The following is an 11,964-nucleotide window of genomic DNA, read 5'->3' as shown; positions in this document are numbered from 1 at the left end:
CAGCATTTGCGCTCGGGCCGAAACTCACCTCACACGACGTAACTCGTAAGCGAGACTTAAAAGGACAGTGACGACACGATCCGCACCCTCTGGCCCGGATCGAGCTTCTGAACACCGAGGGCAACGATCTTGGCACCCTCTTCGACACCACCGGTGATGACGACGTCGTTGCTCTCGTAGGACTTCACCACGACCGGCTTCAGCGTCACCCCGCCGTTGTCGTCGACGACGTAGAAGGACGGCTTGCCGCCTTCGTTGAACAGCGCCGACAGCGGCAGCCGCGCGACGCGTTCGGTGGCGGCGTCCGACAGCGTCAGCGTCGCGGTCATGCCGAGCGAGACCTTGTCGTCGGCCTCGGGCAGCGAAAACTTGGCAAGATAGGTGCGCGTGGCGGGATCCGCGGTGGGCGCGATCTCGCGCAGCTTGGCCGTGTACTTTTTGCCCGGCTCCGACCAAAGAGTGACGCTGGCGGCGCCCGATTTGGCACGTCCGACCAGCGTCTCAGGGATCGCGACGACCGCTTCCTTTTCGGCAAAGCGGGCGACACGGATCGAGGTCTGGCCTGCGGCAACCACCTGGCCGGGCTCGATCAGCGTTGCGGTGACGACGCCACGGGCGTCGGCGTTGAGCGTCGCGTAGGAAAGGGAATTGTTGGTCAGCTCGACCGAGCGCTCGGCTCGGTTCAGGCGCGCACGCGCCTCGTCGGCGGCAGCGCGGCTCGAATCCAGCTGCGCGTCGGTGGTCCAGCCCTTGGCCTTCAAATCCTTGGCGCGCTGCTCGGCGGCGGCGGCCTGGGCCAGCACGCCGGTCGCAGCGGTCTGTTCGGCGACGGCTTGCTCGGCCTGGAGCTTCAGATCGACCTCATCGAGGACCGCGAGCGGCTGACCGATCTCGACGGTCTGGCCAACTTCGACCAGACGCTTGGCGACCTTGCCCGCGACCCGAAAGCCCAGATCGCTCTCGATCCGCGGCCTGATGGTGCCGACGAAGCTGCGCTCGGGCTTTTCGGCATCGTAGTGGGCGGTGGCGACCAGGACCGGCCGCGGCGGGTCGGCCTTTTCAGCGACGGTGTCATTGCACCCAGCGAGGGCGGCAGCCATCAGCGCCAGCGAAACACCGGCCAATAGCCTCGAATAGCTGGATAAAACGGATCGGACGAACATCGGAGGACACTCCCTCGGCTGCAATGAGAGGAATGTCGACTAATCACTGATGAAAGTCAATAATCGTCAGTCATCAGGAAAGCGTGATCGTTAAGGTGGTAACCTCCCCGCTGCCCTTGGCGGAAAGCCCGGACTGTTGGAAGAGAGCGTCGCGGCGCGGCCCCAGAGGGACCGCACGGAAATGGGCCTGGCTTTCGCCAGGGCGACATTTCGAGGCTACCGCCCCTGTTCGGCGAACTCGTGCTTGCTGTCGTGGCCACCGATGAAGACCAGGATGCCGGCGATCAGCGGCAGCACCGCGAGCACGAGCAGTCCGGTCGAGGTCTGCCCGGTGGCTTCCTTGACCCAGCCGATCAGATACGGTCCGCCGAACCCGGCGAGATTGCCGATCGAGTTGATCAGAGCGATGGCGCCGGCCGCCGCCGTGCCGGAGAGCCAGGCCGTCGGCAGGGTCCAGAACACGCCGAAGCAGCAGAACACGCCGATCGCGGCAACCGTCAGCACGATCATCGTCAGGGTGGGGTCGGTGAGATAACTGGAGACGCCGAGAGCGACAGCGGTGAGCGGCAACGGCGCGCCGACATGCATCACGCGTTCGCGCGTGGCATCGGAATGCCGCGCCCACAGGATCATTGCGATGGTGCCGAACAGATACGGAATCGCGGTGACGAAGCCGGTCTGGGCGTTGGTGAGGCCGAACGCCTTGACGATCTGCGGCAGCCAGAACTGCATGCCATAGAGCGCGCCGACGAAGCCGAAATAGACCAGGCTCAGCATGATCACCTTAGGTGAGGTCAGCGCCTCGCCGAGCGACATATGCTTCACCGCCTGCTTGGCCGCGATCTCGGCATCGAGCTTGGTCTTGAGCCAGGCCTTCTGCTCGGCCGAGAGCCAATCCGCCTTCTCTGGCCTGTCGGTGAGATAGAACCAGGTGACAATGCCGAGCAGCACGGAAGGAATGCCCTCGATGATGAACAGCCACTGCCAGCCCTTCAGGCCCATGGCCCCGTCGAGGCCGAGCAGCAGGCCAGAGACCGGCGCGCCGATCACGGTGGAGACCGGAACGGCGATGGCGAAGGCCGCGAGGAAGCGGGCGCGATATTCGGCCGGATACCAATAAGTGAGATAGAGGATGATGCCGGGGAAGAAGCCGGCTTCGGCGACGCCGAGCAGGAAGCGCAGCACGTAGAAGCTCGTGACCCCGCTCGTGAGCGCCATCAGCGCCGAGATGATGCCCCAGGTCACCATGATGCGGGCGATCCAGCGGCTGGCGCCGAACTTCTCCAGCGCCAGATTGCTCGGCACCTCGAAGATGAAATAGCCGATGAAGAAGATGCCGGCGCCCCAAGAGAAGATCAGCGGCGTGAATTTCAGCTCGGCATTCATGGTCAGCGCGGCGAAGCCGAGATTGACGCGGTCGAGATAGGAGAAGAAATAGGCCAGCACCAGGAACGGGATCAGGCGCCAGGAGATGGCGCGGATCGTCGAGGTCTCGATTTCCGACTTGGCTGCGCCGGTCGAACCGGCATAGGTCGTGGTCTGGCTCATGGCTTCCCCCGGGTTGTTGCTTTTATGGGCTGATCCGGGGTTTTGAGCATCGCCGCGAAAGAGTCAATGGAGCAAGCAATGCAAGGGGCGCAGCCGGCCACCACGTTGCGCTACGACTGAGCTCGGTGATCCGCGCCGCGCACAACTACTCTGCCAATTGAAACTTCGCAAAGCGATCGAGCTCCTCCTCGATCTTCCGTTTGAGCTCCTTGCGCCCCGCGGTCTTCTTCCCCTCGCCGACCCAGGTCCATTTCTGCATCAGCAGCTTCTTCGCCTGCCGGTCGGTCTTCAGATCGAGCGCGGCGACGATCTCGTCGCCGACCAGCACGGGCAGCGCGAAATAGCCGAGCTTGCGTTTGGCCTTCGGCACATAGGCCTCGAACAAATGGTTGTAACCGAAAATGAGATTGGTGCGCTTGCGCTGGATGATCAGCGGATCGAACGGCGACAGGATATGGACCAGATCCGGCGGCGCGCACTCGCCCGGCTCGAGCGCAGCCGGCACTGCCCAGTGCTCCTGCTTGCCGGCACCGTCGATGGCGACAGGCACGAGCTCGCCACGGCGGACGCGCGAGCCGATCAGGGCAGCCACCGCCGGCTTGCGCGGCGCGTTGAGATGGCAGACCGAATCGAGGCTCACGACACCTTGCGATCGCAGCGCGCGATCGAGCAGATAGACCGTGATGTCCTTTGCCGACGCCGGCCTCGGCAGCTTGTCCCAGCCGAAATGGCGCGTCATCAGCTCATAAGTCTTGAGCATGCCCTGCCGCTCGCTGACGGTCACGGCACCCATGTAGAAGGCGAGCTGCAATGCTCGCTTCGAGGGTTTTCGGCTTTGCCAGAGATGCTCCTTCTCGGTGAGCACGTCGTCCTCGATGTCGCGGATCGTCAGCGGGCCGGCGCGCACCAGCCGCATCACCTTGCGCATGTCGGCAGGTTTCACCGAGGCGAACCATTTGTGCCCCTCGCGGCGGTGCTCGCACATCGCCGGCAGGAAGAAGCGGAAGTCGCCGGCCGGCACGTAAGACAGCGCATGCGTCCAATATTCAAAGACGCTCTTGTCGACGCTCTGGGCATGGCGCAGGTCGGCGCGCCGGTAGGACGGGATCCGGCTGAACAGGATGTGATGATGGCAGCGCTCGATCACGTTGATGGTGTCGATCTGCACATAGCCGAGATGGGCGACCGCGTCGGAGACGGCTTGCGCGCCGTCACCGAACGGCGCGCGCTCGTCCAGCCGCTGGGCATGAAGCCAGATTTGCCGGGCCTGTGTCGTGGTGAGTGGAATCGGTTTGGGCGCGCGGGACATTGCGGAATGCAGTGTAGCGGGATTCGCATCCAGCCAAGAAGCCGATCCAGGAGCGGACAAGGAAAAACCGCGCCGCCATCTGCTGACAGCGCGGTCGGAAGGCGCTTGCTACTTCATCGACATGGCCCTCTGCGCCTTCATGTAATGCATGCAGGCGCTTTTCATCTTGCCGTTGCTCATGTCGGTGTTGGCCATGGCCATTTCCTTGTTCATGGCCGTCTTGGCCGGCGTATCCGCCGTGCCGCCCATCATGGCGGCGGACTTCATCATATTATCGCTGGTGCACGCCATCATCGCGGCCGATGCAGGGGAAACGGCGAACGCGACCAAAGCTGCAGCTGTGAGCAAGATTTTCATCGAAAAGTCTCCTCCGTAAAACGAAACCGGCGTCATGCCGGCCTTCGCAATACGTATTCTCCGGCGAAGACGTTTCGTGGAGAAGACAATTTCTTGCTGCGGTGCGAAGACGGGAGGACTCATCGGCCGGCTTTCGGGGCTTTGGACCGGTCGCCGACGCTGCCTGTTGCGACATCGGGTTCGCACGAGGCCTTGCCGCGCTCCTCCGCCTGGCAGCGATAGACGTTGCCGGTGAGACGATCGACCAGCCACATGTTCTCGTCGGTTGGCGCTTGAAGCCCGACATAGCGGGAGGTCAGCCCCGTGATCAGTGTCGACAGCAGGATCGCCACCGCGATCATCGCCGCCCCGATATAGATGGGCATGGAGCTCAGGGACACGGTCCGATCCGGCGGGCCACTGCGATAGAACTGATAATCACTTGGCCTCGGCACTGGGTGGAACTCGGCTCCCTTCGTTTGCGCTTGTCGGAGGCTGTGCCCTGCTAGGCGTCCATCTGGCCGAAAAATTGTTCACAGACAGGCCAACACGCGACGGCTTTGCGACAATCGGTGAGCATGGGTTTCCTGGAGTGAACCGGCCCCGCCGCCCGAGCGGCACCTCGGCGCGGCGGTCCTCAGTGATGCGGATCACGACAGGACTGCGACGGCTCGAACCATCGCCGGAGAGGTGTGCGACCACTTCTCTTCCCGCGCTGGCGCCCCTCCTCGGAGCGGACCGCGGGTCGGCTCTCTATGAACCGAAACCGCTTGAAATACGCTGCCGTGGTCCAGGACGGCCCCGTTTCCACCGTGACCAAGATCACACCAGGGCTTTTGAACCTGCCCTATGCTCGCAGCATCAAATAGCCATCAGGCGTCACAACGAGGATACGACAATGACCCGTTTCAATAAGTCTTTTGCACTGGCGGTGACCCTCTCGGCAATTCTGTCGATGACAGCCGGCCTGGCGATGGCCGGCGACGGCAATGTCTCTACCAACCAGATCCTGGATGCACTGAAGCCGAAGCCCGTGACCCGGGGTCTGTCCGCAGGTCCGCAGGTTGATCCGGCGGTCCAGGCCAAGGAATCGACGTTCCTGAACACCGTGCGCAACCGCTCGACGCGGTCGCTGTCGACGGGCGAGCGCGAGCAGATTGCCGAACTCGCCGCGACCAAGCCGAAGATCGATCTGGAGATCCAGTTCGACTACAACTCGGCCGACATCGCCAAGACGTCGGTGCCGTCGGTACAGGCGCTCGGCAAGGCGCTGTCCGATCCCTCGTTGAAGGGCTCGACCTTCGTCGTCGCCGGCCACACCGATGCGGTCGGCACCGAGGCCTACAATCAGGGGCTCTCCGAGCGGCGGGCCGACACCATCAAGAAATACCTGGTGCAGAACTACGGTCTCACCGGTACCGATCTCGTCACCGTCGGCTACGGCAAGACCAAGCTGAAGGACGCCGCCAACGGCGCCGACCCGATCAACCGCCGCGTCCAGGTCGTGAACATGGACACCAAGACCGCGTCGAAGTAATTCCCAAATTGTCGCCCATCAAGACGCCGCCTGCCGTTCTCCCGGCGGGCGGCGATTTCATATCCAGCTTTGGAAGAGCATCAGCCGATTGAAGGTCTGCATCGATGTGCCGACGAAGGCCGCCGAGATCGGCAGCATGGCGGCAAAGCCGATCGCGACGACCCCGACATAGGCCCACAACAGCCAGCCCGGTAGACCGTCCCGCCGCAGCACGTAGACCAGCGCGAGCGACGCCACGGTCGCAGCCGGCAGATAGTAATAGATGAAGGCGAGCGTACGCGGCAGCAACGCCCAGGCGAGCCAGGACCCGAAATAGAAGACCGCGATCAGGAACGCATCCCGGCGACGCGCGACGACGAAATCGCGCAGCACGACGGCGAGCGCGAGCAGCGTCGGCCACAGCACCAGGGGGTTACCGAGAAAGACGATCGCGGAGACATTGTCGTCCACGGTCTTGTCGAACAGGAACCACACCGGGCGCGCGAGCAGCGGCCATGACGGCCAGGCGCTCATATAAGTGTGGCCGGCGATGGCAGTGGTGGTGTTGTCCGCGAAGATCCGGCGCTGCGCCTCGACCAGATCCGGCAGCGACACGCCGTGGAGTGGGACGAAGGCCGCAAGATATGTCATCGCGGGCAGGACGGTGAAGCAGAGCACGACGTGATGTAATCTGAAGTCGGGCCAGAGATCAGGCCGGTACCAATCCCCCGGCTTCGCGTCGGCAAACAGGGTGTGCCAGCCCTGCATCAGGCGGATCACCGCGACGATGACGATGCAGATTCCGAGCGGAAACAGGCCGCTCCATTTGCAGGCGGCCGCACAGCCGAACAGGCTGCCGACAGCCGCGAATAATGCATGGGGACGATCCTTTCGAAAGCCATGCATGAAGGCGGCAATCGCGAGCAGGCCGAAGCCGAGTGCAAAAATGTCGAGCATCGCGACGCGCGCCTGCACGTACAGCATCTGGTTGCAGGCGGCGATCAGCGCGGCGGCGATCGCAGGCCCTTGCGCGGCGAACAGCGCGAGGCCGCACAGATAGATCGCGACGATCGCGAGCGCGCCGAACAATGTCGCGGGATAGCGCCAGCCCAGCGCGCTGTCGCCAAAGGCCGCGATCGATAGCGCGATCAGCTCTTTCGCCAAAGGTGGATGCATCGGATTGAGCATCGATTGCGACACCGCTGGTGCCAGCATCTGCCGCGCCGCCGGCACGTAGTGCACTTCGTCGAAGACGAACTTCTCCGGCGTCGTCAGGCCAATCAGCAGGGCAAGATGCGCGACCAGGAAAATCGCGACAGCAATCACTGCGCTCCGCGACACCTTCGGAACCGCAGGCAAGTCAAGTCGCGTTTGTGGGGATGTCTTGCGTGGCAATTTTGCGTCACCGCGGAGAATAATAGAGATCGCGGTTTTCATTGAACGCATTCTGCCGCAACTGTCACTAAGCATAACGCAGGTCTCGCGCTGCTTGTGATAATTCCGCCACATCGCAAGCGCGCGTGATCCGGTACGATCAGGGACACATCGATCGGTTGCGAAATGAATTTGCGTTTCTGGCTCTTCTCCACGCTGTTGTCGACCCTCTTGTGCGCGGCCCCTTGCGCCCAAGCCCAGACGCGCGTCGGTGAAGCCGTCTTGATCCAGAATGAAGTCGTTCGCGTGGCCTCGACCACGACGCCGATCAGCGTCGGCGACAGCATGCTGCGGGACGAGACCGTGCGCACCGGCGCCGGCAGCGCGGCTCGCTTCGTGATGGCCGACAGCACCAATCTGTCGCTCGGTCCGAGCGCCACGCTCAAGCTCGACCGCACCGTCTTCAACGACGAGCACAGCTATCGCGACGTCGCGATCCGCATGACGACCGGCGCATTCCGTTTCGTCACGGGACATTCCGAGAAGACCGCCTACAAGATCACGACCCCGCTCGCGACCATCGGCGTGCGCGGTACCACTCTCGATATCCTGTCCCAGCGCGGCCGCTCGGTCGTCGTGCTGCAGGACGGTGCCGCCAGCGTCTGCACGACGAGCCAGCAATGCGTGCAACTCACCCAGCCCGGCGACACCGCAATCATCACCTCGACCGGCGGCAAGATCTCCATCAGTAAGACCAATACGCCGCCCTGGACCTTTGCCGCGACCTGCGCCGCGAGCGCGGGACTGTGCGCGGTCAGCCAATATGCGGAGGCCTCGCCGACCGTCACGCCCGCCATCCATGACGACGGCATGCTGTGCGGACGCTGAAGATGGCGAATCTCACCAGCCTCAGGCGCTTCATCCTGGCGAGCGTGCTGACCGCCGTGGCTGCGTTTGCGTTTGTCGCGTTCCATGCCCGTCCGGCGGCAGCCGCCGCGATTTGCGAGTCCGAGTGCGGAGGGTCGACGCCCACCCCGGCGCCGAGCTATTCCCCCTCGCCCACGCCGACCTACAGCCCCTCGCCCTCGCCCAGCCCCACCCCGTCATCGTCGCCGAGCCCTTATCCGTCATCCTCGCCGAGCCCGACGCCGACACCGACACCAACCGGCGCGGATTCAAGCGGCAGCTCGATCGGCGGCCTTGCCAATCAGCGCTTCAACCAGATGATCACCAACCGGGTGCTTGGCACGGTGCTGCTCGGGGTCAACGAGCAGATCAATTGCAGCAACTGCGTCAGCGCGTTCGGCTCCGCAGGCTCGTTCTCGGCCGGAATCCACGGCCGCAAGGAGCTGACCAACAATCTGTCGCTGCTCGCCGGCATCGCCTACACGCAGTACAGCGAGGGCGGCTACAACATCACAAGCGCTCCCATCGCCGCGTTCGCGCTGCGCTATGATTTCACCGACTGGGGCTCGTCGCGCCCGTTCTTCGACGTCGGCACGATCCTGACGCCGTGGGAGAAGGCGCGCTACACCCGCAGCTACAACACCAGCCTCGGCCCGGTGAACGTCACGAGTTCGACCAACGCCTCGAACTACGCCGTTTATGGCCGCGCCGGCTGGATGAGCCGCGTGTCGCCCCGCGACGAGGTCGCCGCCTCGATCGAGGTCTGGCAGCTCTGGCAGCGTGTCTCGGGCTATACCGACAGCGCAGTGGCGTTCAATCCGTTCGACGCCAGCATCGCGACCGGCACCGACCGCACCAGCCTGGTCAAGATCGGCGGCCAGTGGACGCATCTCTACGGCAGCAGTATCGAGGCCAACATCAATGGTGGCTGGGTGCAGTCATTCGCCAGCCATAGCGGCATCGTCGCCACCGTGACCGGTGACGGCATGGTGGTGCCGACCATGGGTAACCAGGGCTGGTTCGAATATGGCGGCCGGCTCGGCTTCCGCGTGCAGAAGGGCTGGATCGTCGACCTGTTCGCCAACGGCACGCTCGGCCCGCAGCCGGTGGGTAACACCATCCATGGCGGCGTGGGGCTGCGGATCAATTATTAGCGGCAGGCCTTCGCTCATATTCCGCTGTCATGCCCCGGCTCGACCGGGGCATCCAGTACGCCGCGGCCTATCGATTGACCAACGACCGTCTCGGCGTACTGGATGGCCCGGTCAAGCCGGGCGATGACAGTGAGGATGTGGCAAGGGGACGCCCTTCACGCCGCCGACTTGCCATCGAACGCCCGCCGCAGCGCCTCCACGTCCAGTTTCACCATCTTCATCATGGCCTGCATCGCGCGTGCGGCAGCCGCCTTGTCGGGGCTGGAGAGGAATTCGAACATCACCTTCGGCACCACCTGCCAGGCCACGCCCCAGCGATCCCTGAGCCAGCCGCACTGCTCTTCCTTGCCGCCATGGGCCAGGAACGCATTCCAGACGCTGTCGACCTGGGCCTGATCGTCGCAATGGATCATCAGCGAGATCGCGTGGGTGTATTCCATTTTCATGCCGCCGTTAAGCGCGACCAAAGGCTGTCCCGCCACCGAGAATTCGACGACGAGCACGGAGCCTTCCTTGCCGGACGGGCCATCTGAAACGTTGCGCTGAACATGCGTGATCGCCGAATTCGGCACGAGCGAGACGTAGAACTTCGCGGCTTCCTCGGCATCGCCGTTGAACCACATGCAGGGAACGACCTTGGACATCTTGAATGCTCCTCTTCGGTTTCTTGCTGTTGTGGGGTTAGATCAGGCGTTCGCCATGTCGGACTGCGCCGCGAAGGCTGCCATGTCCATCCAGTTCACGCCCCACATGTGGCCGTCCGGATCCTCGAAGCTGCGGCCGTACATGAAGCTGTATTCGTCCTTCGGGCTGGGATCGGCCACCCCGCCTGCAGCCGCGGCCTTGCTGACGATATCGTCGACCTCGGTCCGGCTATCGGCGGACAGGCAGAACAGCGCCTGGTTTGAGGTCTTTGCATCCGAGATCGGCTTCGGCGTGAACTGCCGGAATTTCTCGTGGGTCGTCAGCATCGCGTAGATGGTCTCGGAAAAGACCATGCAACTCGCTGTTTCGTCGCTGAATTGCGGGTTCCTGGTCGCACCGACCGCCTCGTAAAAGGCAGTGGCGCGCTTGAGGTCGGTCACGGGCAGATTGAGGAAAATCATCCTGGGCATCGGAGCTCCTTGGGCGGGGTTCTGCCCAAGGACGGACGGCCAAGCGGCGATCCGACACGGCTTCCGGATCTTTTTTGGAGCCCTGCCCGCGAGGTTCTGTCACACAGAACCCGCTGGCTTTCAGGCGATCCTCACTTCTTCTCGTTCGGATCGCGGTGAATGGGATCGACCCACAGGACGGTCTCGGGCTTCTCGACCGGCTCGATATCGAGGTTGATCGCCACCGCCTCGCCGTCGCTGCGCACCAGCACGCATTCCAGCACCTCGTCCGCGCTGGCGTTGATCTCCTGATGGGGCACGTAGGGCGGCACGAAAATGAAGTCACCGGGGCCGGCCTCTGCGGTGAATTGCAGGCTCTCGCCCCAGCGCATCCGCGCCTTGCCCTTCACCACATAGATCACGCTTTCGAGATGGCCGTGGTGATGCGCGCCGGTCTTGGCGTCGGGCTTGATGCTGACCGTGCCCGCCCACAATTTCTGCGCACCGACGCGCGCGAAATTGATCGCGGCCGCGCGGTCCATGCCCGCCGTCGACGGAACGTTGGTATCGAGCTGGTTGCCGGGAATGACGCGCACGCCGTCATGTTTCCAGCGATCGTGGTGATCGTGGTCATGGTGGGAATGCGAATGGTCATGGCCGGTCATGGGACTTGCTTTCTATTGGTTCCGTGTGCGGCAAACTAACCCAAAGCCGCGACATCGAGCCATAACAAAATCGGAACCCTCATAACCGTCGAACGTTGTCTTGGCGAGCAAACCGCAGGAGAGTTTCATGGGTAGCACGACCGACAAGATCAAGGGCACCGCAAACGAGGCAATGGGCAAGGCCAAGCAGGGCGTCGGTGAAGCCACTGGATCCGAGCGCCTGAAGGGTGAAGGTGCAGTCCAGGAAGTGAAGGGCAAGGGCCAGCAGGCCATGGGCGACGCCAAGGACGCCGCGAAGGACGCGGTTGATCGCGCAGCCGCTGCGGCCAAGCGCGCGACGGAGTAACGGCGTCGCACTGAATGCGAAAAGACCGGCCGAGAGGCCGGTCTTTTTGTTTGCGGGCTTACTTCACCCCGAGCAATTCCACGTCGAACATCAGCGTCGCGTTCGGCGGGATCACGCCGCCTGCGCCCCGGGCGCCATAGCCGAGCTGCGGCGGAATGATCAGCGTGCGCTTGCCGCCGACCTTCATGGAGGCAACACCCTCGTCCCAGCCGGCGATGACGCGGCCCTTGCCGATCGGGAATTCGAACGGCTCGTTGCGGTCGACCGACGAGTCGAATTTCTTGCCCTTCTGGCCGTTCTCGTAGAGCCAGCCGGTGTAGTGCATCACGCAGATCTGGCCCGGCTTGGGCGAAGCTCCGGTGCCGGCGACGCTATCGGTAATCTGCAAACCTGAAGCTGTTGTCATGGTCTTCCCTGCGGTCTGGGCCGAGGCCGTGGTGGAAACGAAATCGGACACGCCGGCGATCACGGTGATCGCGAGTGCCGACATGATGGCGAGGAGCATGCGCTGTAAACGCTGCATAAGAGACCTTCCGTTTGAGGCGCAAGGTGT

At 63.5% G+C, this 11,964-nt stretch carries 14 protein-coding genes; 4 read left to right on the top strand and 10 right to left on the bottom strand.

The features are described 5' to 3' along the window. Positions 1 to 56: 56 nt before the first annotated feature. From ACIPUD_RS24645 to ACIPUD_RS24625, 5 genes are all read right to left on the bottom strand, one after another. Positions 57 to 1,163 carry an efflux RND transporter periplasmic adaptor subunit gene (locus ACIPUD_RS24645; RefSeq protein WP_446481722.1) on the bottom strand — a complete coding sequence of 369 codons (1,107 nt, stop codon included), beginning with the start codon at positions 1,161 to 1,163 and terminating at the stop codon, positions 57 to 59. A 216-nt stretch (positions 1,164 to 1,379) separates the two neighbouring features. Continuing rightward, the gene (locus ACIPUD_RS24640; RefSeq protein WP_446481721.1) at positions 1,380 to 2,711 is read right to left on the bottom strand and encodes an MFS transporter; all 1,332 of its coding nucleotides are present in this window, start codon (positions 2,709 to 2,711) and stop codon (positions 1,380 to 1,382) included. A 145-nt stretch (positions 2,712 to 2,856) separates the two neighbouring features. Beyond that, positions 2,857 to 4,020 (bottom strand): winged helix-turn-helix domain-containing protein, encoded by a 1,164-nt coding sequence (locus ACIPUD_RS24635; protein ID WP_247372618.1) that lies wholly within the window; start codon positions 4,018 to 4,020, stop codon positions 2,857 to 2,859. Between the two features lie 108 nt (positions 4,021 to 4,128). Next, on the bottom strand, positions 4,129 to 4,377 hold the full coding sequence (locus ACIPUD_RS24630; RefSeq protein ID WP_446481720.1) for a hypothetical protein: 249 nt from the start codon (positions 4,375 to 4,377) through the stop codon (positions 4,129 to 4,131). 119 nt (positions 4,378 to 4,496) lie between these two features. After that, positions 4,497 to 4,742: a hypothetical protein gene (locus ACIPUD_RS24625; RefSeq protein WP_018455000.1), complete on the bottom strand. Its 246-nt coding sequence runs from the start codon at positions 4,740 to 4,742 to the stop codon at positions 4,497 to 4,499. A gap of 512 nt (positions 4,743 to 5,254) precedes the next feature. On the opposite strand from ACIPUD_RS24625, the gene ACIPUD_RS24620 reads away from it, so the two are divergent. After that, on the top strand, positions 5,255 to 5,893 hold the full coding sequence (locus tag ACIPUD_RS24620; protein ID WP_446481719.1) for an OmpA family protein: 639 nt from the start codon (positions 5,255 to 5,257) through the stop codon (positions 5,891 to 5,893). A gap of 57 nt (positions 5,894 to 5,950) precedes the next feature. Here ACIPUD_RS24620 and ACIPUD_RS24615 read toward each other — a convergent pair whose 3' ends face one another. Beyond that, entirely contained in the window at positions 5,951 to 7,381 is a 1,431-nt protein-coding gene (locus tag ACIPUD_RS24615; protein ID WP_247299604.1) for a phospholipid carrier-dependent glycosyltransferase, read from the bottom strand. Positions 7,382 to 7,432: 51 nt separating this feature from the next. On the opposite strand from ACIPUD_RS24615, the gene ACIPUD_RS24610 reads away from it, so the two are divergent. Together ACIPUD_RS24610 and ACIPUD_RS24605 are read left to right on the top strand one after the other, a co-directional pair. Then, the gene (locus ACIPUD_RS24610; protein WP_018455003.1) at positions 7,433 to 8,134 is read left to right on the top strand and encodes a FecR family protein; all 702 of its coding nucleotides are present in this window, start codon (positions 7,433 to 7,435) and stop codon (positions 8,132 to 8,134) included. Positions 8,135 to 8,136: 2 nt separating this feature from the next. Continuing rightward, positions 8,137 to 9,306: a hypothetical protein gene (locus ACIPUD_RS24605; RefSeq protein WP_446481718.1), complete on the top strand. Its 1,170-nt coding sequence runs from the start codon at positions 8,137 to 8,139 to the stop codon at positions 9,304 to 9,306. A 155-nt stretch (positions 9,307 to 9,461) separates the two neighbouring features. On the opposite strand, the gene ACIPUD_RS24600 is transcribed toward ACIPUD_RS24605, so the two are convergent. From ACIPUD_RS24600 to ACIPUD_RS24590, 3 genes are all read right to left on the bottom strand, one after another. Beyond that, complete coding sequence (locus ACIPUD_RS24600) at positions 9,462 to 9,950, bottom strand: VOC family protein (RefSeq protein ID WP_018455005.1); 489 nt, start codon at positions 9,948 to 9,950, stop codon at positions 9,462 to 9,464. Positions 9,951 to 9,992: 42 nt separating this feature from the next. Next, the gene (locus ACIPUD_RS24595) at positions 9,993 to 10,421 is read right to left on the bottom strand and encodes a VOC family protein (RefSeq protein ID WP_026232857.1); all 429 of its coding nucleotides are present in this window, start codon (positions 10,419 to 10,421) and stop codon (positions 9,993 to 9,995) included. Positions 10,422 to 10,552: 131 nt separating this feature from the next. Then, entirely contained in the window at positions 10,553 to 11,065 is a 513-nt protein-coding gene (locus tag ACIPUD_RS24590; RefSeq protein WP_085349946.1) for a cupin domain-containing protein, read from the bottom strand. Positions 11,066 to 11,192: 127 nt separating this feature from the next. On the opposite strand from ACIPUD_RS24590, the gene ACIPUD_RS24585 reads away from it, so the two are divergent. Then, positions 11,193 to 11,411, top strand: coding sequence for a CsbD family protein (locus tag ACIPUD_RS24585; protein WP_007606928.1), 219 nt, complete (start codon positions 11,193 to 11,195; stop codon positions 11,409 to 11,411). Positions 11,412 to 11,469: 58 nt separating this feature from the next. Here the strand turns inward: ACIPUD_RS24585 and ACIPUD_RS24580 are convergent, their stop codons facing one another. Next, the gene (locus tag ACIPUD_RS24580; RefSeq protein WP_026232858.1) at positions 11,470 to 11,934 is read right to left on the bottom strand and encodes an FKBP-type peptidyl-prolyl cis-trans isomerase; all 465 of its coding nucleotides are present in this window, start codon (positions 11,932 to 11,934) and stop codon (positions 11,470 to 11,472) included. Positions 11,935 to 11,964: the final 30 nt, after the last annotated feature.

Source organism: Bradyrhizobium sp. CAR08 (assembly GCF_052871955.1).
Note: the sequence above shows the minus strand (reverse complement) of the source record. Positions and strands in the feature narration are given on the sequence as shown.

What these genes read in the sequence shown, in the direction of transcription:
- ACIPUD_RS24630 (WP_446481720.1), bottom strand. Translation starts at nt 4,377, where the DNA reads ATGAAAATCTTGCTCACAGCTGCAGCTTTGGTCGCGTTCGCCGTTTCC.
- ACIPUD_RS24640 (WP_446481721.1), bottom strand. Translation starts at nt 2,711, where the DNA reads ATGAGCCAGACCACGACCTATGCCGGTTCGACCGGCGCAGCCAAGTCG.
- ACIPUD_RS24625 (WP_018455000.1), bottom strand. Translation starts at nt 4,742, where the DNA reads ATGCCCATCTATATCGGGGCGGCGATGATCGCGGTGGCGATCCTGCTG.
- ACIPUD_RS24590 (WP_085349946.1), bottom strand. Translation starts at nt 11,065, where the DNA reads ATGACCGGCCATGACCATTCGCATTCCCACCATGACCACGATCACCAC.
- ACIPUD_RS24585 (WP_007606928.1), top strand. Translation starts at nt 11,193, where the DNA reads ATGGGTAGCACGACCGACAAGATCAAGGGCACCGCAAACGAGGCAATG.
- ACIPUD_RS24605 (WP_446481718.1), top strand. Translation starts at nt 8,137, where the DNA reads ATGGCGAATCTCACCAGCCTCAGGCGCTTCATCCTGGCGAGCGTGCTG.
- ACIPUD_RS24620 (WP_446481719.1), top strand. Translation starts at nt 5,255, where the DNA reads ATGACCCGTTTCAATAAGTCTTTTGCACTGGCGGTGACCCTCTCGGCA.
- ACIPUD_RS24580 (WP_026232858.1), bottom strand. Translation starts at nt 11,934, where the DNA reads ATGCAGCGTTTACAGCGCATGCTCCTCGCCATCATGTCGGCACTCGCG.
- ACIPUD_RS24635 (WP_247372618.1), bottom strand. Translation starts at nt 4,020, where the DNA reads ATGTCCCGCGCGCCCAAACCGATTCCACTCACCACGACACAGGCCCGG.
- ACIPUD_RS24595 (WP_026232857.1), bottom strand. Translation starts at nt 10,421, where the DNA reads ATGCCCAGGATGATTTTCCTCAATCTGCCCGTGACCGACCTCAAGCGC.
- ACIPUD_RS24645 (WP_446481722.1), bottom strand. Translation starts at nt 1,163, where the DNA reads ATGTTCGTCCGATCCGTTTTATCCAGCTATTCGAGGCTATTGGCCGGT.
- ACIPUD_RS24600 (WP_018455005.1), bottom strand. Translation starts at nt 9,950, where the DNA reads ATGTCCAAGGTCGTTCCCTGCATGTGGTTCAACGGCGATGCCGAGGAA.
- ACIPUD_RS24615 (WP_247299604.1), bottom strand. Translation starts at nt 7,381, where the DNA reads ATGTGGCGGAATTATCACAAGCAGCGCGAGACCTGCGTTATGCTTAGT.
- ACIPUD_RS24610 (WP_018455003.1), top strand. Translation starts at nt 7,433, where the DNA reads ATGAATTTGCGTTTCTGGCTCTTCTCCACGCTGTTGTCGACCCTCTTG.